General features: G+C 43.7%; 23 protein-coding genes. 1 reads left to right on the top strand and 22 read right to left on the bottom strand.

From position 1 onward, the window contains the following. Positions 1-286: 286 nt before the first annotated feature. From E2R51_RS10615 to E2R51_RS10670, 12 genes are all read right to left on the bottom strand, one after another. Entirely contained in the window at positions 287-1,123 is an 837-nt protein-coding gene (locus tag E2R51_RS10615; protein ID WP_133377093.1) for a MurR/RpiR family transcriptional regulator, read from the bottom strand. A gap of 75 nt (positions 1,124-1,198) precedes the next feature. Then, on the bottom strand, positions 1,199-2,041 hold the full coding sequence (locus E2R51_RS10620; protein ID WP_133377013.1) for a carbohydrate ABC transporter permease: 843 nt from the start codon (positions 2,039-2,041) through the stop codon (positions 1,199-1,201). A 31-nt stretch (positions 2,042-2,072) separates the two neighbouring features. Then, on the bottom strand, positions 2,073-2,966 hold the full coding sequence (locus tag E2R51_RS10625; protein WP_133377014.1) for a carbohydrate ABC transporter permease: 894 nt from the start codon (positions 2,964-2,966) through the stop codon (positions 2,073-2,075). A 278-nt stretch (positions 2,967-3,244) separates the two neighbouring features. Beyond that, positions 3,245-4,576 carry an ABC transporter substrate-binding protein gene (locus E2R51_RS10630; RefSeq protein ID WP_483299928.1) on the bottom strand — a complete coding sequence of 444 codons (1,332 nt, stop codon included), beginning with the start codon at positions 4,574-4,576 and terminating at the stop codon, positions 3,245-3,247. 81 nt (positions 4,577-4,657) lie between these two features. After that, positions 4,658-5,581, bottom strand: coding sequence for an N-acetylmuramic acid 6-phosphate etherase (gene murQ / locus E2R51_RS10635; protein WP_133377015.1), 924 nt, complete (start codon positions 5,579-5,581; stop codon positions 4,658-4,660). A 35-nt stretch (positions 5,582-5,616) separates the two neighbouring features. Continuing rightward, positions 5,617-6,597: an N-acetylglucosamine kinase gene (locus E2R51_RS10640; protein ID WP_133377016.1), complete on the bottom strand. Its 981-nt coding sequence runs from the start codon at positions 6,595-6,597 to the stop codon at positions 5,617-5,619. A gap of 392 nt (positions 6,598-6,989) precedes the next feature. After that, positions 6,990-7,433 carry a threonine/serine exporter family protein gene (locus tag E2R51_RS10645; RefSeq protein ID WP_133377017.1) on the bottom strand — a complete coding sequence of 148 codons (444 nt, stop codon included), beginning with the start codon at positions 7,431-7,433 and terminating at the stop codon, positions 6,990-6,992. A 15-nt stretch (positions 7,434-7,448) separates the two neighbouring features. Beyond that, entirely contained in the window at positions 7,449-8,240 is a 792-nt protein-coding gene (locus tag E2R51_RS10650; RefSeq protein ID WP_240733039.1) for a threonine/serine exporter family protein, read from the bottom strand. A gap of 124 nt (positions 8,241-8,364) precedes the next feature. After that, positions 8,365-8,895 (bottom strand): isoprenylcysteine carboxyl methyltransferase family protein, encoded by a 531-nt coding sequence (locus E2R51_RS10655; protein WP_133377018.1) that lies wholly within the window; start codon positions 8,893-8,895, stop codon positions 8,365-8,367. Between the two features lie 12 nt (positions 8,896-8,907). After that, positions 8,908-9,987: a type III polyketide synthase gene (locus E2R51_RS10660; protein ID WP_133377019.1), complete on the bottom strand. Its 1,080-nt coding sequence runs from the start codon at positions 9,985-9,987 to the stop codon at positions 8,908-8,910. 230 nt (positions 9,988-10,217) lie between these two features. Continuing rightward, a complete protein-coding gene (locus tag E2R51_RS10665) occupies positions 10,218-11,210 on the bottom strand; it encodes an NADPH:quinone oxidoreductase family protein (protein ID WP_133377020.1) in 993 nt (330 codons plus the stop codon). 19 nt (positions 11,211-11,229) lie between these two features. After that, positions 11,230-11,841: a DNA-3-methyladenine glycosylase gene (locus E2R51_RS10670; protein WP_133377096.1), complete on the bottom strand. Its 612-nt coding sequence runs from the start codon at positions 11,839-11,841 to the stop codon at positions 11,230-11,232. 194 nt (positions 11,842-12,035) lie between these two features. Between E2R51_RS10670 and E2R51_RS10675 the strand changes: the two genes are divergently transcribed. Then, complete coding sequence (locus E2R51_RS10675; RefSeq protein WP_133377021.1) at positions 12,036-12,758, top strand: DUF421 domain-containing protein; 723 nt, start codon at positions 12,036-12,038, stop codon at positions 12,756-12,758. Between the two features lie 326 nt (positions 12,759-13,084). On the opposite strand, the gene E2R51_RS10680 is transcribed toward E2R51_RS10675, so the two are convergent. The 10 genes from E2R51_RS10680 to E2R51_RS10725 form a co-directional block, all read right to left on the bottom strand. Beyond that, on the bottom strand, positions 13,085-13,285 hold the full coding sequence (locus E2R51_RS10680; protein WP_041053681.1) for a cold-shock protein: 201 nt from the start codon (positions 13,283-13,285) through the stop codon (positions 13,085-13,087). A gap of 513 nt (positions 13,286-13,798) precedes the next feature. Further along, positions 13,799-14,758 carry an ABC transporter ATP-binding protein gene (locus tag E2R51_RS10685; protein ID WP_133377022.1) on the bottom strand — a complete coding sequence of 320 codons (960 nt, stop codon included), beginning with the start codon at positions 14,756-14,758 and terminating at the stop codon, positions 13,799-13,801. Positions 14,759-14,802: 44 nt separating this feature from the next. After that, positions 14,803-15,726, bottom strand: a complete 924-nt coding sequence (locus E2R51_RS10690; RefSeq protein WP_133377023.1) for a C40 family peptidase — start codon at positions 15,724-15,726, stop codon at positions 14,803-14,805. A gap of 13 nt (positions 15,727-15,739) precedes the next feature. Then, positions 15,740-16,825, bottom strand: coding sequence for a mandelate racemase/muconate lactonizing enzyme family protein (locus tag E2R51_RS10695; protein WP_133377024.1), 1,086 nt, complete (start codon positions 16,823-16,825; stop codon positions 15,740-15,742). Positions 16,826-16,846: 21 nt separating this feature from the next. Further along, positions 16,847-17,767 (bottom strand): S66 peptidase family protein, encoded by a 921-nt coding sequence (locus tag E2R51_RS10700; RefSeq protein ID WP_133377025.1) that lies wholly within the window; start codon positions 17,765-17,767, stop codon positions 16,847-16,849. Between the two features lie 121 nt (positions 17,768-17,888). After that, complete coding sequence (locus tag E2R51_RS10705) at positions 17,889-19,502, bottom strand: peptide ABC transporter substrate-binding protein (protein WP_133377026.1); 1,614 nt, start codon at positions 19,500-19,502, stop codon at positions 17,889-17,891. Positions 19,503-19,582: 80 nt separating this feature from the next. Further along, entirely contained in the window at positions 19,583-20,614 is a 1,032-nt protein-coding gene (locus tag E2R51_RS10710) for an ABC transporter ATP-binding protein (protein WP_133377027.1), read from the bottom strand. Positions 20,615-20,627: 13 nt separating this feature from the next. Further along, on the bottom strand, positions 20,628-21,581 hold the full coding sequence (locus tag E2R51_RS10715) for an ABC transporter permease (RefSeq protein ID WP_133377028.1): 954 nt from the start codon (positions 21,579-21,581) through the stop codon (positions 20,628-20,630). 2 nt (positions 21,582-21,583) lie between these two features. Beyond that, complete coding sequence (locus E2R51_RS10720) at positions 21,584-22,516, bottom strand: ABC transporter permease (protein WP_133377029.1); 933 nt, start codon at positions 22,514-22,516, stop codon at positions 21,584-21,586. 12 nt (positions 22,517-22,528) lie between these two features. Continuing rightward, a complete protein-coding gene (locus tag E2R51_RS10725) occupies positions 22,529-23,353 on the bottom strand; it encodes a M55 family metallopeptidase (RefSeq protein WP_133377030.1) in 825 nt (274 codons plus the stop codon). Between the last annotated feature and the right edge of the window lie 135 nt (positions 23,354-23,488).

A 23,488-nucleotide genomic window follows, 5' to 3' on the forward strand; every position in this document is an offset into this window, starting at 1 on the left:
ACAGGATATCGATCATCTTTTCGGTTATATCGGTCGCGGCCTCCTTACTGTGGCGCCTGGGCCTCATTCACTGGAACCGCAGAACGGGGACCACGGGCACCCGTTTTATCGATCACCTCCCTCCTCCCACGCATTTGTATCTAACATCCTTCCAACCAAATCAATCCCCGCCTCATCCTATACTGACACTGGACCAGCATCCCACAATCAAACGTTTGTTTAACCCTCGCCACACCCCGCCAAACCGGCCTGCAACCAAAAAAAGCCCTTATCAAAAGGGCTCGGCTCACTTCTTCTTCAAAAATTCCATTGTCGTTTTAATTTCCTCTAGATAAACGGATGCTTCTTCATACTGATCGGTTACCACGCTTGTAAATAAAATATCGATCATGTGGAGCTGCGCCAGTCGGGAAGATGTGGCGCCGCTTCTAAATGGTGCAGGGATTTCACGGGAGGCTGAGATAAATAAATTGATTTCTGCCTGCTCTGTTACTGGTGAGGAACCGTAACGCGTCAAACTGATTGTCGTGGCCCCTTTTTGCCGTGCAAGCTCCATGATCTTTGCGGTTTCATGCGTTTCCCCTGAGAAAGAAATGCCAAACACAACATCATTTCTTTTTGCATTAGCAATATACATACCAGCATTGTGGATGTCAGTGAAGGCAGATGTTGCTTTGTTCATGCGGATGAACTTCTGCTGTGCATCCTTTGCGATGATTCCGGATGCGCCGACGCCAAAAAAGTGAATTCTTTCAGCATTTTGCATCGCTTCAACTGCTTTCCCCAACGATTCATAGTTAACCAGTTCGGTTGTCTCTTTAATTGCCTGGATACTGTTATTCGTTACTTTTTGGACGATGGATTCCTGATCTTCTCTTGGCTGGATATCGCTGAACTCGTCGTCCTGGTCTTTATGGAGATCTCCTGAAATTCTGAGTTTCAGCTCTTGAAATCCTTTTAACCCCAGCGACTTACATAATCTGATGACAGCGGCGCTGCTTGTGCCGCTCGCTTCTCCAAGCTGCGCGACGGTCAGGTAAATTACCTCATGGGGATGATTGATAATAAAATCCGCCAGTTTCTTTTCTGAAGGCGGCAGCTTATGCATTAATTCATTAAGCATAACCAATCCGCCTGATAGTGATGATTTTGATTTGGTTACATCATTCAAGAGCCTCATCCTTCTACTAATTTTTAACTAACCTTTAATTGCTCCTTCAGTCATTCCCTTCGCTATTCTTTTTTGGAAAATAGCATACAGGACAATTACCGGGATAATCGCTATGGTTAAACTTGCGAATAAGGTTCCCCATGCGTTTGTATATTGGGCTTCGCTGCTGATAAAGTCAATTGCCAGACCCAGCGTATAATTTTCTCTTGATTGAAGGAAAATGAGTGCCATAAAGTATTCATTCCAGAAATGTATGGCATTCATGATGGATACAGTGATAATCGCCGTTGTAGATAATGGCGTAATAATACGTAAAAGTATACCATAGGGCGACAATCCATCGATCGATGCTGACTCCTCCAGCTCTTTGGGAATTGTACCCATGAAGCTGGTGAGGACAAAGATTGAAAAAGGAAGCTGTGAGATCGCATAAACAATCGACAAGCCTATTAAACTATCTAGCAAATTAAATTCCATCAATAGAAAAAATAATGGAATCCAGCCAAGAACCATTGGAATCATCATGGCTGAGATGTAGATCGTAAAAAGAATCCCACTCCCCTTGAACCGGATGCGTTCAATTGCATACGCGGTAGGCAGTGCAAGAACCAGCGTGAGAAACATTCCCAGCACTGTTACGATAACGCTGTTAAAGACGCCTGAATCAATATTGTAGCTGCTCCACGCATCCACAAAGTTCTGGATATTTAATGTTTCAGGGAGCCCCCATGGATTTGCGTAAATTTCAGCATTCGATTTAAATGAGCCAATGAACATCCAAATAATCGGATAAAGGACGGCAATCGTCCATAAAATAAGCGGGATTCTGATCCCTGTCCGAATCAATGCCGGCTTCAAGTTTTTCTTCATTCCCCAACCCTCCTCAAACCTTCCGAACAATCTAGTAATGTACTTTTTCTCTTCTCATAAAGAATTGCAGAACCAGTACGGTGATGAGCGATAAAATCAGGATCATCACGCCGATCGTTGCCCCGTAGCCAAAATTGAATTGTACAAATGCCTGCTGGTATAAATACGAGCCCATGACATGCGTAGCATTATTTGGTCCTCCGCCTGTCATAATCTGCACAATGATAAAAGAGCCATTTAATGTTGTGATGACAATATATAAAATTGAGATTTTAATTTGAGGCCATACCAGCGGAAGAGTAACCTTCCAGAATTGCTGCCATTCATTTGCTCCATCAATTTCTGCTGCTTCATAGTAGCTTTTGGATACATTTGAAATTCCGCCAATGAGCATCAGCATGAATAAACCGATCCCCGCCCAAATTGATGGAAGCACTAGGCTCGGTAAAGCCCAATCCTCGTCGCCAAGCCAGGGCCTTGCCCATTCTCCCAATCCCATAAACTCCAATCCTGAATTAACGAGACCAAGACTCGGATTATAAATAAAAGTCCACAGAATCCCGATTACCACGACAGACATAATATTAGGAAAGAAAAACACCACTCGATAAAAAGGTGCTTCCTTAATTTTCAGTTGGGTAAGCGCCACAGCGAAAAAGATTGCCAGGATCATAATTCCGAACACCTTAGTGATCACTAAAAAGTAGTCGTGAAGAATTGTTCTTGGAAAGATTTTATCTTTCAGAAGCTGCTGGTAATTATCGAATCCAATAAACTCACGGCTGGATGAAGATCCTGACCAATCAAAAAATGAATAGTATAGTCCACTAAACAAAGGATAAAGTGTAAAAATCGAAAATAATATAAACGTTGGAACCAAACAAAAAGCTAAAAATAGATACTTTTGCTTTTTCGACTGTACCATCCAATCACTCTTTCTTTTTGTTTTCAATCGCTTCAATAAGCAGAATGAGGCTGGGACAAATGTGTCTCAACCTCATCTAACCGGTTCACTGCGCTTCAGGTGGACGCTTTCCGCAGGGACTTCGCTTGAGCCCTCCTCAGGCTTCGCCTTGTGGGGTCTTAAGCGCCGTCAAATCCTGCACGAGTCGCCACCTTCCGCTCCGTTCACCTCGTAGCTGAGAAAAACAGACTCCATTTACATGGCTTTCTCACATCTTCATGCCTTTTTAAACGTCTGATTTAATTGCGGTATTCTGCAGCTGCCGCCTCTGCTTCTTCCACAAATTCTTCTGCTGTAATATTACCGAGCATTAGAGATAGAAGTGAGTTTCCAATCGGCGTTTCCAAATCTGCGCTCATTGGATGCGGTTTTTGGTAAATCTGTACCTGTTCCGGATCATTAATCATTGCGTTGGCATCTTTTAAGTAAGCTGGAACATTTTCGTTTTCAGTTAGATCCACACCTGAAATGTTCATGATTGCTCCTGTATGCTCTGAGAATGAAACCGCATAGTCTCTTTTAAATACGAATTCAACAAAAGCTTCTGCTGCTTCTTTATTTTCAGCGTTCTCTGCAATGGCAAGCGGACGTAAATCAGGCACGATGCCAAACGGCTGGCCTGGATCCTGCATAGGTGAAGGAATAAAGCCAAACTCCAAATCCTCCGGTGTATCGTTTGCCATTTCATTTGGAAGCCAGAAGCCTACAGGTACAAATGCGTTTTTATGAAGAAGGAAATTCATTTGTGACTGTGTATGGTTGAGAGCTCCTAAGCCGGAATCAAAGAATCCTGCTTTTTGCATTTCCTCTACCTTTTTCATTGTTTGCAGCACAGCATCGCTTGTCCATGCTCCTTCAGCACCTGTGATTACGTCAGCCAGCAGTTCTTCTCCGCCAGCTGCACCGAATGCCGGATACAATACACCGCGCAGGAAGTAGTAAGGATGCTGTCCGCTTGTCACAAACGGATCGATATCTTCTTTTTCTTTTATGTCTCCCATTGATTCCATAAAGCTGTCAAAATCGGTTGGGACTTCAAACCCTTCCGCTTCGAACCAGGCTTTATCATACCAGGTGCCCCATGTATCAAATACAAGCGGCAGGCTGAAAATTTCCCCATCATGTTTATCAGGATCCACAATGAAATTATCGATCAGCGGCGAGCCGTCCTCTAATTCGATTCCTTCCACCAGCTCCGTAAGATTAGCCAGCTGTCCATCCTCAATCATTTGCGTTTCGCTTGAACCGGCACCATCGATGTAGACAACATCCGGCGGATCATCGGATACCCATCGTGACCTCATCTCATCATTGATATTTGGTCCTTTATGCTCCACAATCGTAAGATCCGGATATTCCTTTTTGAAGTCAGCGATCACTTCCTTCCACCAGGAATCCCCGTAGCCCCCTACAAAATACTGAATTTCCAGTTCACCTGACATCCCATCCCCGCCAGAACCGCCTTCACCGTTTCCACCAGCTTCATCACCTGACGAACATCCCGCCATCATTCCGGCAGAAAGCACAACTCCCCCCAAAAGCAATCCCGGACTTTTCCAATACTTTTTCAAAACGATATCCCCCTTTTAACATTGTTATTATTTGAAAATCATTAACGAATGCACGTCAACGATCGTTCAATCCGTTTTGTTTCAGCTTCCTGCATCCAATTTTCTGGCCGTTTCAATTGCTTTTCTTACATACCCATTGCTTGCTGAAATGGCTTCCTGTGCTTTTTCATAGGTAACATTGGCTTCAATCATTACAATTGCCGGTTTCACTTTTCTTTCGGCCAGTTCAAGTGTTTTCTCTGCCGTTTCGTATGGTACATTGGTGAGTTCCATAATAATGCTTTTTGCTCGTTCCATCAGTTTATAATTGCTTGCATGAACATCCACCATGAGGTTCTCCTGGACTTTTCCAAACTTCACCATAGCCGCAGTACTCATCATATTTAAAATCATTTTATGGGCAGTGGCTGCCTTCATACGAGTGGAGCCTGTCAGTACTTCAGGACCAACTACCACCTCAATCTTGCAATCTGCATATTTACTAATCACCGAATTTTTATTGCTTGAGAGAGAAACGGTATAGGCACCTTTTTCTCGCGCATGCTTTAAAGCTCCTATTGCGTAAGGTGTGCGCCCGCTTGCTGTAATCCCAACCACCACGTCCTTGGCTGTTATTTCCTTAACGGATAGATCAGCAGCACCCTGCTCTTCTTTGTCCTCACTGCTTTCAAGCGCTTTTCCAAATGCGTGAATACCGCCGGCCATAATAGGCTGCACCATTTCATGAGGCGTCATAAAAGTAGGAGGGCATTCTGAAGCATCCACATACCCCAGCCGGCCGCTGGTTCCCGCGCCGCTGTAAAAGAGCCGGCCGCCTCTTGAAAATGCCTGAAAGATCTTTTCTGCTGCTATTTTGATTTCCGGAAGAACTTCTTCTACAGCATGTGCAATTTTTTTATCTTCGTTATTGATTACTTTTAAAATCTCGATAATCTCCATCTGATCCAGATTCATACTGTTTTTATTTCGCTGTTCGGTTACCAGTTCAGAAAGATTTAACGTCATCACAATCACCTTCTATTCTTTAAAATCGCACTTGGCTATCCGTTAAATGACTGGGCGGCTTCATATTGTTCACGGGCGATAACAAGTGCGCCGTCTACGGGGGTGGCATAAGATTTCTGGTAATGGCCTAATTTTTCTTCAGTAATGCTTTTAATAAACTGGTCTTTTATGAGAGCAGAATGTGTCAAAATGGAGCCTGCCGTAGTGATGGCTGTGTTTTTATCAAACTGATCCGACATAAGGTGAAGGCTTCGGACATGCTGAACCAATTCATCGGATGCTTCCTTCAAAATCTGAATGGCTATGTGATCACCTTGATCGGCTGCCTGAATAACAACTTCAGCTAAGCCGGCGATTTCATTTTTTTGTGGTTTTGTACCGTATATGTAGGAGATTAACTTGGGTTCAGAAGACAAATTTAACTTTTCAAGAATCATTTCATTTAACAACGTTTTATTTTCACGCAAATCATAGGATCGGGTTACTTTGTTTAATGCTTTTAACGCAATGTGATAGCCGCTGCCTTCATCTCCCAGAACATGGCCCCAGCCTCCGGTTTTGTATACCGATTCATTTTTTGTACTGCCGATTGCATTGGATCCGGTGCCGGCTATGACAAGGATTCCTTCCTTCACTCCGGGATTCAGCGCTCCTCTCAACGCAATATATAAGTCAGAGCAAATGAATAATCTTATATTTCTGTCAATTCCAATGGACAAAAATTTTTCCCTTATGTACAAGGCAGCTTTTTCTTCATCGTCCTCTCTTCCAACGCCAGCCAATCCGCAGCATACGCTGACAATATCCCGGGGTGGAATGGAGAGCTTATTCAGAAGGTTTTTTATTGTTTCACCAATCTGTTGAGCCATTTCCTGAAAACCAATTACCTGAGGATTTGTTCCTTTTGATTGAAATGTTGCAGCAGGCTGGAAGGTCTTTTGGGTGTGCTTGCTTACTTCACAAATCGAGTAAGTTGTTTTACTTCCTCCGCCATCAATTCCAATTACATATCCCATCTGCGCCCTCCACCTGTATTTTTTTCCATTATACGATCATTGAATTTTTATGTCAATATATTTCGAAAATAGTGATATTTTGTTTCAATCCTATCGAAAAATTTCGACTAAAACGGTATAATATCCTGGGCTAGTGCACTAAAGGGGACCGGTTCATTTCCGCTGCAGGCGGCGCTTTCCGCGGGGCGGGGGTGAGCCACTTTGATGCTGCGCATCTTCAGCGTCTCACCTCTCCCGCTGCATCCCGCAGGAGTCACCACCTTCCGCTGCAATGAACCTAAGCTTTTTGAAGTCTTATTTGGAATCAAAAATGACAAAAAAATGCTCTCGCGAAAATTAGTCGCGAGAACACATTTTTTGGATTTTGTCTTATTTTTTTATCAAAACACAGCTCATCCAATCCTCTTCATGCGGCTTTGACGCATCAGCTGGTTAATTACTTCTGATAATACGATGCCCATAGCTATAGAGCCTGAAATCATAAATGCTTTTGCAGCAAGTGTAATGGCCATATTGTAATCGTTGGTGACGAAATTGCGCATTGAATTGTACGCCATTCCGCCGGGGACAAGAGGGATAATCCCCGCTACGATATAAATAATAATTGGCGCTTTATAGACTTTTGCATATACCTGGCTTACGACTGCGATTAAAAAGGCCGCCGCAACCGTTGAAGGAACTTCGTCGATTCCCTGCGCTTCCATAAGGTAATAGACAGTCCAGCCGAGCATGCCGACAAATCCACATTTAATTAACGATTCCTTAGGAGCATTGAAGATAATCCCAAAGCTTGCCGCGGCAATAAAACTGGTAACAAGCTGTACTAAAACAGACATAATCTTTGCTCCCTTCTATAGAAATGTGACGACTACAGCGATTCCTGAGCCGATGGCAAAGGCTGTCAGAAATGCTTCTGCCCCTTTGGATAAACCGGATATTAAATGCCCTGCGATCAGATCCCGTACAGCATTTGTAATTAACAGGCCGGGCACCAGCGGCATGACAGATCCTATAATAATTTTATCAAGCTCCTGGCCAAAGCCAATCTGAACAAAAAGAAAAGCCATTAAACCGATAATTAAGGAAGCCATAAACTCCGCAAAAAACTTAATGGAAATAAGCTCACTAAAGTAGACCACACTGGCAAAGCCCACTCCGCCAGCCAAAACAGCCGGAAGAAAATCAATCCATCCTCCCTGAAACATCATTAAAAAACAACCGCTTGAAATCGCAGCCGCAGCAAGCCGTGTCTTAAGCGAGTACGTTTCATCCGATTGATAAATTTGTTTTAAAATACGATAGGCCTGCGGAACAGAAAGTTCTCCGTTGGAAATTCTCCTGGACGTGCTGTTTACAAGCATCACCTTTTTTAAATCCGTGGTCCGGTCCGAGATCCGCATAAGCTTCGTTTTCGTCGGTTCCTCTGTTTCAATGGAAAACATGATTCCTGTCGGGGTAACATAGCTGTGGGATTCCTTAATTCCATAGGAAGCAGCAATCCGCATCATGGTATCTTCCACTCGATAGGTTTCCGCTCCGCTTTCAAGCATGATTTTCCCCGCTAAGAGACTGACATCCATAATATCGTATTGTTCTTCTAAATACTGTTCAATGTCAATATCCATATAATTCGCTTCGAACATCTAGTCTCCCCACCCGCAACGCTTATAATGAGTGGCTATAGTGTATCATTATTTTGGCGGGTGTTCATTAAATGACTACTAAAATGGCTGCCATTCTCAGCACCTGTCAAAACAGCTATACTATTCACTGTTTTTGAAATGCTTCTGTGTAGTTTGTTAACCTTTTTAAAGCCTTTTCCTCAGCAGGAATTCGAACCGACAGCATGGCAGCATTTAAGAATGTGAAAACAACAGCTGTGACATAAGCTTGAAATAACAGAGGCAGCAGCAGAATTTCAATTGTCACAATCACATAGTTTGGATGCTTTATATATTTATAAGGGCCCCTTCTTACAACCTTTGCGCCTGGCAAGATCAAAATTTTCGTATTCCAATACCGTCCAAGTGACAACAAACACCATATGCGAACGATCTGAGTCAGCCCAAATAGCACAAGCAGAGGCGCCCAGAAAGCTGAAACAGGCCGGCCGGCGGCAAGTACTTCAAAAAGCAGGCTTATGAAAAAACCCGCATGCAGCGCAATCATAACGGGGTAATGAGAGGAACCTGCTTCATATGCACCTTTATTCTTTATCCATTTCTCATTTCTTTTTGCAGCCATTAATTCCACGAGCCGCTGAATAATGACGAATCCGAAGATAATCAAGAAAAGCATGGCAAGTCCTCCTCAATCCCATTTAAGCAATAGCAATTCCCCGCTGAAACCAGGTCCCAGCGCAGTCATCAATCCATAGTCCCCTTTCTTGCACGGTTGTTTCATGAATTCCTCCAGAACATACAAAACCGTCGGAGATGACATATTGCCGTTATTAATTAACACTTCTCTGGAATTATTTGTTTGATCCCGGCTGTAGCCCAACGCTTTTTCGTATGCATCCAGCACTTTTTTACCGCCGGGATGGGCGACGAAATGTGTAATTTCATCCGATTGAAGCTGATTTTGAGCTAAAAATTCGTGCACAAAGGGTCCCAGCCAGCCGCGGATAATCGTTGGAATGTCTTTAGAAAATACGACATGCAAACCATTATTTTTCACATCCCACCCCATTACATCCTCAGAGTCGGGCATCCACTTGGAAGCGGTGGATAAAATGGATGGCATTGGCTTTTTCGTTGTCGTCTTTACTTCATCCCCACATATAAGTGCGCAGGCTACCCCGTCTGCAAAAAGCGAGGCTCCAATCAGGTTGCTTTTGGACCGGTCGTCACGCTGAAAGGTCAGGCTGCAGAGCTCAACGCACACAACAAGCACCTTTGAATCCGGGTGGCCTAAACAGTAATCAAAAGCCCTGCTTACACCTGATGCTCCGCCGGCACAGCCAAGTCCCCATATCGGGATTCTTTTCGTACGATCTGAGAATGGAAGATGGTTCATAATTCTTGCATCGATGCTGGGAGTTGAAATGCCTGAACTGGAAACAAAAAAGATTGCATCAATGTCAGAGCATCCTGCTTCCTCCGTTAGAAACAGCTGATTTTGCAAGCATGCATTAATCGCCTCAACACCGTAACGAGTGGCGAGATCAATATATAGTTCATTACGCTCTTCAAAGCTATGAGGCTTTTCAAACCACTCCATTGGAACACAAAAATGCCTTGTATGGATTTCACCGTTTTGAAATACTCGCATTAATCTCTCAATTTCAGTAAAGCTGTCTTTGAATAATTCTTTAGTCAGCCGGGCAGTTTCTTCCTGCCTGATGGTATAAGGGGGTTTATAGGAACTTACAGAAAGAATTTTTGGCATGCAGCGTGCCCTCCAGAAATATATTATAGCTATCTTCCCCATTATCTCCTAAGTACTGCCATTTAAAACGGTGGTTAGCTGCATAAAAAGCAGATCAGAATAAAACAAGAATGCCTACATGAACGTATTCATGAAGGCATTCTTTATTTTGTACAGAATTATTTAGCTTTTTGATTGCTCTATAACGCTTAGGTCATTGAAGCGGATAAGTAAAGTAGCCAAAAATTTTCTTACACTCTCACCAGCACTCTTCCACGTATTTTACTCTGAAGAATATCACGCATTGCTGCCGGGGTGTCCTCCAGTGAAACCTCACGATCGACCAGTGCCTCTAACCCTTCTGGCTTAAGATCATCCGCAAGGCGGTTCCAGATCTTTTCACGAAGCGGCATTGGACAGTAGGCCGAATCAACACCAAGCAGGCTGACCCCTCTTAAAATAAAGGGGTGCACAGTTGTTGGTATATCGCTTCCACCAGTCAAACCGCTGACTGCCACAGCACCGCCTCTTTTTATACGGCTGAGGACAGCCGCTAAGCTTTTTCCGCCTACGGGATCTACAGCGGCCTGCCAGGTCCCTTTTTGCAGAGGCTTTAACTCTCCGTTATAGACATCCGATCTGGAAATAACAGAATCAGCACCAAGCTTTTTCATAAAGTCGTGCTCTTCTTCTTTCCCTGTACTCGCCACCACTTTATAGCCCCGCTTTGCCAGCATCGCAACTGCCATGCTGCCAACTCCGCCAGTTGAACCTGTGACCAGCACATCTCCCTGATCAGGTGTCAGTCCATTCGCCTCCAGACGATGAATCGATAAAGCAGCAGTGAAGCCCGCTGTCCCAATGATCATCGCTTCCTTCAGGGTCATATTTTTCGGAAGCGGCACGATCCACTCAGCGGGAATTTTCGCGTATTCACTATAGCCGCCATAATGGGAGACTCCAATCTCATAGCTAGTGGCTATGACTTCATCTCCTTCTTTAAAACGATTGTTTTTTGAAGAAACCACGGTGCCTGATAAGTCAATTCCGGGAACAAACGGATACGACTGAACAATGTTTCCATTAGGCAGCCCTGCCATTCCATCTTTAAAATTCACACTGGAATAAGCTACTTTTATTAAAACGTCACCTTGTGACAACTGATCTTTATCAATCGACTTCACCTGAACCGACACATCTTCTCCCATTTTATCTACAACAACTGCTTGAAAATTTGATGACATACTGTTTTCATCTCCCTTTTTAAATTAGTGGTGATCGAAATTTCGAAACATATGGACTGCTGGTTATCCAGAACCGCCAGGGGTAATCGCGTGCTTCACCTGTATTATCAATGCCAATGCGCGGTCCTGCTGATATTGTGAATTGTTCCTTTGGCCAGCCCCTGCAAATCATTAAGGGTGGCTTGGAGAAATGAAGACCGTAGTCAGCCATGGTAATCCCCATCGCTTTTGTGAGCTTCCCCGGCCCATTCGTCCATTCTTTTTTTGGCCGTCCAAGACGCCGGCTTTCCATAAGGTCCTGTCCTCCAAGCGGTTCAACCGCCCGAATTAAAATGGCTTCCGGCCGGCCTGTCTGCGCACTGACGACATTAACCAGTGTGTGCGTATGCATGGTGTACGTATAGACGGAGCCAGCCTGACCAAACATAATTTCTGTTCTTTTCGTACGCCGGTTTCCAAAGCTGTGAGCCGCACGATCATCCGGTCCCATATAGGCTTCTGTTTCAACTATGTATCCTGATGCTGTTCCCTCCTCTGTTTCTTTTACTAAAAGGCAGCCCAATAACTGCTTGGCAAGCTCCAGGGTTGGCTGATCATAAAAGCTTTGTTCTAACGGTTTAAAGGGTTCCATTCCATACGGCTCCAATCTATCTTTCATCTTTTGCTTACTTCTTCATTTCCCTGTCATTGTCCTGGTTAAAACGTTAAATTCCAAAAGAATCTTTTGATACAGAAAATGAAATCAGGGGAACAGTATTTTGAAAAATGATTATGGCGAAAATAAACATATGAATAATAATTGGTAAATTTATTGGAGGTCTTTCCATGTTTGAAACTGCAAATGAAATACCCCTTATTCTCGGTCGTGTAGTAACAATTTTACCTTTATTGCTGCTCGTCACAATCTTCATGGGAAAGCGGGCAATTGGGGAACTGCCCATATTTGATTTTCTGGTTATCCTTACGCTTGGTTCTGTGGTAGGAGCGGAACTTGCTAATCCGGAGGTCCATCAGCTGCCGACTGCAGCTGCCATTATACTCATCGCTCTATTGCAGCGACTGGTTGCAAAATGGAAATTATCCAGCAGGTTATTTGGCCGATACATAACATTCGAACCAACAGTGGTTGTCCAGAATGGGAAATTACTAAATCAAAATATGAAAAAAATCGGTTACTCCATTGATAATATTCTTCAAATGCTTAGAGAAAAGGATGTATTTGATCTTCTGGATGTAGAAACGGCTATTATTGAATCCAGCGGATCTTTGAGTGTATTAAAAAAACCACAGAAAAGCGGTATTACTGCAGAGGATTTACAAATTGTAAAAAGCTCCTCATTAGCGATTCCGGTTATTTTGGAGGGGACGATTTCAGAAGAGGTACTGGAGCAATTTAATTTGAATGAGGAATGGATCGATGAACAGCTGAGATCTCAAGGTATTTCTGACAGAAGCTATGTATTTTTTGCTTCACTGAATAAAGATCATCAGCTCCATATTTCCTTAAAGAATGAAGAAAATCTTATTATTCCGAAGATCAAGCATTAGGTTTCAAAAGGGACCAGTTTACCTAAGCTTAATTAGTTTCTGCTCAAAGTTTGAAGTCTAAAAGAATGAGGCTGGAACCGGTTCACTGCGCTTCAGGCGGCGCTTTCCGCAGGGACTTCGCTTGAGCCTCCTCAGGCTTCGCCTTGCGGGGTCTCAGCTTGCCGTCAATTCCTGCAGGAGTCGCCACCTTCCGCTCCGTTCACCTCATCGTTGCAATTAAAATAACCTCAAATAATATAATTTTTGGGCTTTGCACCAGCCCTTTTACTGGCTGAAACAGAAAAAAACGACTGACACAGATGTGTCAGTCGTTTCTATTTGTAAAATTATAATTTTACAACGTTAGCAGCTTGGTCTCCACGGTTACCTTGAGTGATATCAAAGCTAACTTTTTGACCTTCTTCAAGTGATTTGAAACCTTCGCCAGTGATAGCTGAGAAATGTACGAATACATCTTCGCCGCCTTCAACCTCGATGAAGCCAAATCCTTTTTCTGCATTAAACCATTTTACTGTACCTTCGTTCATGGTAAAACCTCCAACATTTTGTTAAATTTTACTTAATAACGATGTAAAAATAAGCAATTCACATGTTACCACAGACTACATGTCGGAAGATATATAATCCCTGCTAACATGTGAATTAAAAGATTGTTACTTATTAAGCATAGACTAATATTAGCATGGATTAATTTAAATAGCAACCCCTTGAGAAATAACTTATTTTTATTGTAGTGTCAATGGGTTTTGCAGAGGATTTTCTGAACATTATTTGAAAATAGCAAATTCCATTATTTCCTATCAGCAAAGGCTTTCTGTGCCCTAATGATCGTTTTTTCATATAAAAAAAGGCTCGTCCAATTACGAGCCTTTTTGAAATTAATATTTTTTGGCTTTGCGTTTATTTATAAATTTTCGGATAATCGGATAAATAATTGGTCCATATTTTATTGCTCTTCGAATCAATTTTCCCATAGAAGTAATCCCTCCCGTTTTTAAGAATATTCCCCATAGGAGAGACCCACAAACATGGAAATATTATTAAACTAAGTGGCAGGCGACAAAATGCCCCTTCTCCGCTTCACGCCATGCCGGCTTTTCCAGGGCACAACGCTCTTCTGCTAAAGGACACCGGGTCCTGAATACACAGCCGCTTGGCGGGTCAATTGGACTTGGCAGTTCACCTTTCAGTAAAATGCGCTCTCTTTTTTCCTCCACAACGGGATCAGGAATCGGGATCGCCGAAAGAAGTGCCTGTGTGTAGGGATGAAGAGGGTTCTCATAAAGTTTTTCACTGGATGTTAACTCCACCATATGACCAAGATACATGACACCTATTCTGTCTGAAATATGCTTAACCATTGATAAATCATGTGCGATAAATAAATAAGTCAGGCCTTTCTCTATTTGAAGAGCTTTAAGTAAATTTACGACCTGTGCCTGTACAGAAACGTCGAGTGCAGAGATGGGCTCGTCTGCAATAATAAAGTCCGGATCTAATGCAAGGGCCCGGGCGATCCCGATTCGCTGCCTCTGCCCTCCGCTGAATTCATGCGGGTATCGGTTTGCATGATCCCGGTTTAGTCCAACATCCTCCAGAAGCTGATACACCTTTTTTTTCATTTCATTTTTATTTTTATATAAGCCGTGAATATCCATCGGTTCTGAAATGATTTCAAGTACCGTTGACCTGGGGTTCAGTGAGGCGTAAGGATCCTGAAAAATCATCTGCATATTGCGAAGGAAAGAAAAGCGGTCTTTTTCATTCATGCTGTGAACATCTTTTCCATTATAAAATACGTTTCCTTCTGTATTCTTATACATACCCATAACTGTGCGTCCGGTTGTGGATTTCCCGCAGCCGGACTCTCCCACTAAACCCAGCGTTTCTCCTTTATGAACTTCAAAGCTTACACCGTCAACAGCTTTTAATAATTGATTTTTACCTAAATCAAAATGCTTCTTCAGTTCTTTAACCTCTAGTAATGCTCTGTTTGCCATGCCCGTATGCCCCCATTGTTGATTCAATCTTTATCTGCATCTCATTACTCCTGCCAATAACGCCTTGTTTCACACCATTCTTTTTCATAAAAGCTTCCTTCAATTGTTTGAATCAGTATTTTTTTTCCTGGTGTCGGAGAATGTATCATTTTTCCTTCTCCATAATAAATGCCGACATGGTGGAGCCGCCCTTTGCCTTCCTCATAGGCAAAAAAGAGCAGGTCTCCCGGTTGAACGTCTTTCTTATCGATCCACTTGCCTTTTTTCGCCTGGTCTCCTGCATCTCTTGGAATGATATAGCCGCAGGCTTTTAAGATCGTATAGGTAAAGCCTGAGCAGTCATAGCCATAATCGCTTAATCCTCCCCACAAATAGTCGAGATTCAGAAAGCGTTCAGCTTTATGGATAATCGATTCTCCATTTTTTTTCGCAATGGCTTCAACGGATTCATATGTAAGCACATCAGTTTTTTTCACATAAGCAGGACCATGAGGCGTTAACACTTCAAACGCTTCTCCCGCTTCCGTTAGTACAGGCAGAACCGTATTGAAGCTTAACGGAATGATCTCTTTCCCATCCTGATTTACTAAGCTGGTGTGTTTCGTTATTACAGCGATCGGCATCTCAAGAAGTGACTCCGCATCTTCCTGTTCAAGCTTCGTCAGCTGCACAAGCGGAATCCAGCCCGGATAACCGCGTTCATCTTTTTTCGTGGATTGGTTAGGGATGACTACTTTTGCCCAGCTGTCTTTTTCCTCTATTATGTAAACCAGCTCGTTATATAAAATTTGTGACTGGATTCTATTTTCATCTAAAAGAGCTTTTCGTTCCTCACCGGATAACCCGTCCAGCCATTTTTGCAGGTTAACGGGATGCTGAATCGCCGCTTCGTCAATGGAGCGGGGCGATGAGGCTTCTGTCCATAGGGTTGCGGCTGTTACATTTATTTGTGCTGCACAGATTTCCATTCCATTCCCTCCTTTAACTGACTCCTTCAATACCAGTGATGCCAAGCCCCGGTGTTTGAGGAAGTGTCATCCTTTCACCCGCATACTCCACACCGCCTGCTGCGATATCTCTCGCCAGCAAAAGCGGCGCATCAAAGTCAAAACGGGTGATGTTTCGCTGGCTTGCGGCAAAATGGGCTGCGGCGGTGATGCCAACCTTGGTTTCGATCATGCTGCCCACCATACAGGGAACCCCGAATGCTTCAGCCAGCTTATTGATTGCGATCGCCTGATGGATTCCGCCCGCTTTCATTAATTTTATATTGATTAAATCAGCACTTCTTGTCTGCAGAACATTGATAGCATCCTGCGTGGTAAAGACACTTTCATCTGCCATAATCGGCGTAAACGTATGATCCGTTACCTGTTTAAGACCGCGGATATCATGGGCCTGAACCGGCTGCTCCACCAGTTCTATATCAAAGCCCGCGTCCTCCATTTTGCTGATCGCATAAATGGCCTCTTTAGGCGTCCAGCCCTGATTGGCATCTAAACGAAGCTTGCAGCCTGGTCCTGCTTTTTCCCGGATCGCCTTAATTCGCTCCAAGTCGAGCTGAATAGAACCAGTCCCCACTTTTATTTTCAGTGTATGAAAACCATCCTGAACGAATTGACTGGCGTCTTCTGCCATTTCTGCAGGGTCATTCACACTGACTGTATAATCCGTTGTGAATTCCGATTGATATCCCCCTAAGAATTGAAAAAGAGGCATACCTGCGTGCTGAGCCAGCAAGTCGTGAATGGCACAATCCACAGCTGCTTTCGCGCTTGAGTTTCTCACCATTGATCTGTCTACAGCATGCAGGAGTCCTTCCCTCTCCAGGATGGACTGGTTAAGAATAAGCGGGGCAATCACGTCGTTTACAGCCGTTTCAATACCCGCTAATGAATCGCCTGTTATGACGTGAGTAGGAGGTGCTTCCCCATATCCCGTTTTGCCGTCCTCTGACGTGATCTTCACCATAATCGATTGGGCAACAGCCAGCGTTCTCAGCGCTGTTTTAAATGGTTTCTTTAAAGGTACGGATACCCGAAATGTTTCAACTGCGTGTATTTTCATACCAAGACTCCTTTATTCCATTCATTGAACACCGGGCATAATGGTGAGCGATTTCGTTTTAGATGAAAGTCTTGCTTTTACGCCAAAAGGTATAGCAAAATGCGGCTCGCAATGTCCGATTTTAAACCCTTTAATAACCGGTGTCTCAAGATCCTTTAAGTAATGATTCAGTACTTCATCCAGCGTTTGGGAGGGCTTATTGTTGGTCGGAACCGCGTTTTTAAAATCTCCTACGACAATACCTGCTGCAGTTTCAAGCTTGCCTGCCAGTAATAGCTGATTTAGCATTCCATCAATGCGGTAAGGCTCCTCATCGATATCTTCGATAAACAGTATTTTTCCTTTCGTGTTCAACTCAAACGGAGTGCCAATCGAGCTGAGGATTAAGGAGAGATTTCCACCCACAAGCTCTCCTACACGCTCTCCTTCTGAAATGATCTCAAGCGGAGATACATCTTCTGTGTAATGAAGCTCCTTCGGCTCAAATAACTGCCAGAACATTTTTTTGGACAGATCCTGAAACTCTTCTTTCCCTACATCTGAAGCAAGCATTGGTCCATGAAAGGTAACCAGCCCTGTTTCCTGACGAATGGCTGTATGCAGGAAAGTAATATCACTGTAGCCCCAGAAGATTTTCGGGTTTTGTTTGATTAGTTCATAATCTATTTTGGAGGCGATCCTTGCCGTACCATAGCCCCCTCCGGCGCAGATGATGCCGTCAACAGATGGATCCTCAAACATGGCATGCAGATCCTCTAACCGTTCTTCATCACTTCCTGCCAAATAGCCATTCACTTTATGCACGTAATTTCCAAGGCGCACTTTCAGACCCAGCTGAGTTAAAAATGAATAGGATTTCTCTAAATTTTGAATGTTAGGAGGACTGGCCGGTGCAATGACACCGACTGTATCTCCTCTTTTTAAACGTTTCGGTATAAGCATCTTCATTCTCCTTTCTTTGCTCTGAAAAAGCTGCGAAACCTCACAGCCTTTTCACATCAAAGAATGTAAGCCTTCATATAGAAGGAAACGCGAATCACGTTTCCTTCTGAAGGCATACCCATTATTCCGTTTTATCCGCCCATTTCAATTCCACATAACCAACTGGGTGACGGACGATGTTTTGTACATCATCAGCATACAGGTAAACCTGGTTATAGAAATAAAGCGGGAAAATCGGCATTTCATCCATTAGAATCTTTTCTGCTTCGTACAAGAGGTCAAAACGGGCTTTTTCATCCGCTTCCTCTTTCGCTTGTGCAATCAGCTGATCGTATTCTGCATTGGACCAGCCTGTTCGATTCATCGTTGAATCCGTTGTGAAGCTTTCAAGAGCATTAATTGGATCAGCATAGTCATGCAGGAATGAGCTGGTGGAGAATTGATGCTTCAGTCCGCGCTGCTCATCCAGGAACACAGTCGCTTCAACACTTGACAGCTTAATATCAATATCCAGTGATTGATTAATCATTTGCTGAATACTTTCTGCTCTTACACGATTTGATTCTGTGTTGCTGTAAGACAGCGTGATTTCAGGAAGCTCATCGTACCCTTCCTCTTCCATTCCTTCTTCAAGAAGCTTTTTGGCTTCTTCAGGATTATATTCAATCAAATCGCCATTCGTTTCACGGAAATCATTGCCTTCTGCATCTTCAAATCCCGGAGCGACAAAACCATAAGCAGGCTTTTCTTCCATTTTAGTTACAAATTCAACAATTTCCTGCTGATTGACAGACATTGCTATAGCTTTTCTTATTTTTTGATTTTGGAAGGGTTCCTCGTTCACATTAAAGCGGTAGAATGCGAGTCCTGCCTGATCATCAATGTTCACATTGTCTCCATCAATTAATTCTTCAGCTGATTCTGCAGGAATTTCAGAAATGTCCATATCCCCGCTTTCAAACATCTGGTACTCAGTACTTATATTACTGACCATCGCCCAGTGAACTTTGTCCAATTTAACCGTGTCTTTATCCCAGTACTCTTCATTTTTGGCCATTACAAGCTCGCTGTCATGCTTCCACGATTCAAGCATAAACGGACCATTGGAAACAAACGAATCGGCTTCTGCAAACCATGAAGGGTTTTCCTCCGCCACTTTTGCATTCACCGGGAAAAATGATGGATTAGAAATGATATTTAGGAAAGATCCAGTTGGTGCATTTAACGTTACTTCAAATGTCTTTTCGTCCACAGCATTAAGACCTAGAGATTCCGCATCACCAGAACCGCTATTAAAATCTTCGGCGCCTTCAATGAAGTAGCCTAAAAAGGCTGCAGATGAAGCGGTATCCGGATCAAGCATATAAGTCCAGCCATACACAAAGTCTTCGGCTGTAACCGGGTCCCCATTCGACCAGTTCGCGTCTTCTCTAATATGGAATGTATATGTCAATCCATCTTCTGAGATGTCCCATGACTCCGCGATTGCCTCTTTCGGCTGGTGGTCTTCACCAAGGCGTGTTAATCCTTCCATCAAATTATTAAGTATATTCCAGGATGGTGCGTCAAAACCAATGGATGGATCCAAAGAGGTTGGTTCTGTTCCATTATTCATGCGCAGAACTTTTTCACCCCCGGAATCACCTTCTGATTCATTCCCTGCTTCTTCATTTGCTGTGCAGGCTGCCAAAACGAGCATCAACATAGCCAGCAGCAGCATTCCCCACTTTTTCATTCTGTTTCCCCCTTTTTATGTAACTATGTCCCGGCTTAAAAGCTGTCCATTCTGTGGCGCGTCCCTTTTAAGCCAAGACCTTACTTCTTTGCTCTTTCATCAAGCAGCCAGCAGTCTGCATCATGTGTTTCTGTCAGCCTTGTGGTTTCCGGCATGATTTTTTCGCAGACAGTCATCGCATGCGGGCATCTGGCTGTAAAGGGACATCCGGCTGGAGGTGCAAATAAATCCGGTGGTGTGCCCTCAATCGGTTCAAGCGGTTTACCCTTTAAATCAAGCCGCGGAACCGAATGCAGCAGTCCCTTTGTGTACGGATGATTTGGCTGATAGAAAATCTCACGCTTTGTTCCCACTTCAATAATTTTCCCGGCGTACATAACAGCGATTCGATTGGCGATTTTCGCTACCACACCTAAATCATGTGTGATTAAGATAATGGATACACCCGTTTTTTGCTGAATTTCCTCAAACAGCTCCAGTATCTGCGCTTGAATCGTTACGTCAAGTGCTGTGGTCGGTTCATCTGCGATCAGAAGCTCCGGTTCGCACATCAGCGCAATCGCGATGACAATCCGCTGCCTCATCCCTCCGCTGAATTGATGCGGATATTGCTTTAAGCGTTCCGTCGGGTTTGGGATGCCAACAAGCTTCATCATTTCAACCGCTTTTTTTGTGGCATCCTCTGACGAAATGGATGTATGCTGTCTAATTCCTTCAGTCAGCTGTTCACCTATCTTTAATGTTGGATTGAGCGCGGTCATCGGATCCTGAAAGATCATAGAAATGTCTGCGCCTCGTATTTCTCTTAATTGGTTCTTTGAAAGGGACGTTAACTCTTTTCCCTTAAAAAGGACCCGGCCATTTGTTATTTCGCCAGGCGGTGAAGGAATCAGACCCATAATTGCGCTGGATGTTACGCTTTTGCCGCAGCCTGATTCACCGACAATCGCCAGCGTTTCACCTTTAAAGACATCAAAGCTGACGCCGCGAACAGCCTGGACCGTTCCTCCATACGTTTTGAATGTTACTTCCAGATCCTTTACATGAAGAACCGGTTCTTCCTGCTTTACCGAATTCTTTACTTCCGTTTTTTCGTAGTTTGCCAGCTTCATATTCTCTCTCCTATCACTTTCGCAGCTTCGGATCCAGGGCATCCTGCAGTCCGTCTCCCAGTACATTAAAGGCAAACATGGTCAAGGAAATAAAAAGTGCCGGGAAAAATAATCTCCACCAATGACCGGATATGATCGTGCCCAATGCATCATTTGCCATTACTCCCCAGCTTGCATGCGGAGCCTGAATTCCAAGACCCAAAAAGCTTAAAAATGCTTCAGCAAATATAGCTGTCGGAACGGTTAAGGTCATTTGGACAATAATTGGACCCATTGTATTCGGCAGTAAATTTTTCCGGATGATGCGGGAGGTTTTTGCTCCAAATGATTGGGAGGCAGAAACAAATTCATAGTTTTTAATTTGCAGCACCTGCCCCCTGACGATCCTTGCCATGCCAATCCAGCCAGTAACAGTCAGCGCGACAATAATTGTTGTCAGACTTGGACCCATTACCACAAGCAGCAAAATGACAACAAGCAAATAAGGAAGACCGTAGAGGATCTCCACAATTCGCATCATGACCGTATCCGTGCGGCCCCCTTTATAGCCGGCTACTCCGCCATAAATAATGCCAATAAAAAAATCAATTAGCGCTGCCATTAACCCTACAAAAAGGGAGATTCGTGCTCCGTACCAAGTCCGTGTAAAAACATCGCGCCCGAGATTATCCGTACCGAATAAATGTGTCATGCTTGGCGCTTGGTTTTGATTGGGCAGATTTTGAAAGGTAGCGGAATGCGGTGAAAAAACAGGACCGAAAATCGCCATTAATGCTAATAAAATTAAAAAGATAAAACCGCTCATTGCGAGCTTGTTTGTCAGTAGTCTTCTCCACGCATCCTGCCAATAGGATAAAGAAGGCCTTACCACCTCTTCTGCTTTTTTTCGATTTTTCTCAACCGGTTTGAACCAATCCTGCGGTATCTCATGATTGGCCGGCGAAAGCTCTTCATGCGGCTTTTTCATTTTTACTCTCCCCCTTTTGCATTCAGTTTGATGCGAGGGTCCAGTAAACTGTAGGCAACATCAACCAGGAACAGCATGAACACGAGAATCGAACTGTAGAAGACGGTTGTGCCCATGATGACGGGATAGTCTCTTCCATTTATGCTTTCAACAAAATATTTGCCCATGCCCGGGATCGCAAATATTTTTTCGATGACAAATGTGCCCGTTAAAATGGCTGCAACCAGCGTTCCGAGAATGGTGACCACCGGCATCATGGCATTCTTCAAGGCATGCTTAAGAATAATTTTCATTGGGGTCAGGCCCTTTGCTCTTGCCATCTTTATGTAATCCTGCGTCAGGACTTCTAGCATACTGGAGCGTGTCAGCCTTGCAATAATTGCCATTGGCCCCGTGGCGAGCGCCAATGTTGGCAGCACCATATGAGCGGAACTTGACCAGGTTGCGGCCGGCAAAATGCTCCAGTTTACCGCAAACTGTTGAATAACCAGTGTGGCAAGGACAAAGTTTGGTACGGAAATACCCAGCACAGCAAATGTCATTGCCAGATAATCAATGACTCCATTGTGGCGAAGCGCGGCGATGATCCCAAGCGTCACACCGGATATTAGCGCCACCAGAATCGTGATGATTCCGAGTTCAAAGGAGATGGGAAACCCTCTTGATAATAAGTCGTTGACGGTTTGATTCGGATTTTTAATAGAAGGGCCAAAATCGAAAGTAACGATACTTTTTAAATACATTCCGTATTGAACATATAAAGGCTCATCCAGCCCGTAAAAAGCTTCCAGATTTGCCTGCACCGCTTCACTTGTCCCGCGCTCCTGATTAAATGGGGAGCCCGGGATTGAATGCATAAGGAAAAACGTCAGTGTGGCAATAACAAGAACAGTAATAATCATGATGAAAAATCGTTTAACGATATATCTGGCCAAGCAGCTTTCCCCCTAACAAAATGTTGTACGCATTGCCAGCTCTGTCATGACCAGCATGGCCTGGTATGCTTCTAAGATGTCTTTTGCCTGATAGGCGACAATGCAGGTCCCTGGAATAATCGATGTACCCGGCATTAAATTTGCCCATTCGGCTTGTCCATAGTTCGTAAATTCAACCTTTAATACAGGCTGATCGGGCGGCGCAAGCGGGGCAATGTTTTCTATGTCCTGCAGAGCAATCGCTGTTTTCTGCTTTAATAGCGTCCCTGCCCGAGCCGGAGTAAGACTTTTCACGGATGATCTTGAGATGGTTTTTTTCACTGCAACTGTATGTACCCCTTGAATCAGTGCAGCTGCTTCTTCAGATACACAGTCGTCCCCCGCCACCATCACGACCGGTACACCATAATAGCCTGCAACATAAGAATTAAATCCCAGCTCGCCGATCGGTGTATCATTTATGTACATATTTCTAGCACCCCAGGTCATGGAATGGGCCATTACCCCTCTTTGACCGGCCCTCGCATGATAGCCCAGCAGGATAACTGCATCCATATTTCCATCCAGCCCCTGTACCATTGAATACGGCTTAACGTCTCCAGTAATAAGAGAAGCGTCCGGATGCAGTTCTTCAATCATTAAATTGTTCATTTTTGAATGAGAATCATTTACTACTACTTCCGTTGCTCCCTGCTGAAACGCAGCCTCAATGACAACATTTGCTTCCTGTGTCATAATCCTTCTTCCGCGTTCATAATTTTTTTCGTTTGAGCTTACATATGTATAATCTCCTAAACCCGTAATGCCTTCCATATCCACTGATATGTAAACCTTCATAAGCAGCATGACCCCTTTTCTCTCTCTTAATCTCTAATAATACTAAAATATTTCAATTTTCACACTATTATATCAAAATATGATAAATGCTTCAAATGCAGGAAAGACTGTTTTATGGTGGAATAAATGGGTAAA

The organism is Jeotgalibacillus sp. S-D1 (assembly GCF_004358665.1).
Lineage (GTDB): Bacteria > Bacillota > Bacilli > Bacillales > Jeotgalibacillaceae > Jeotgalibacillus.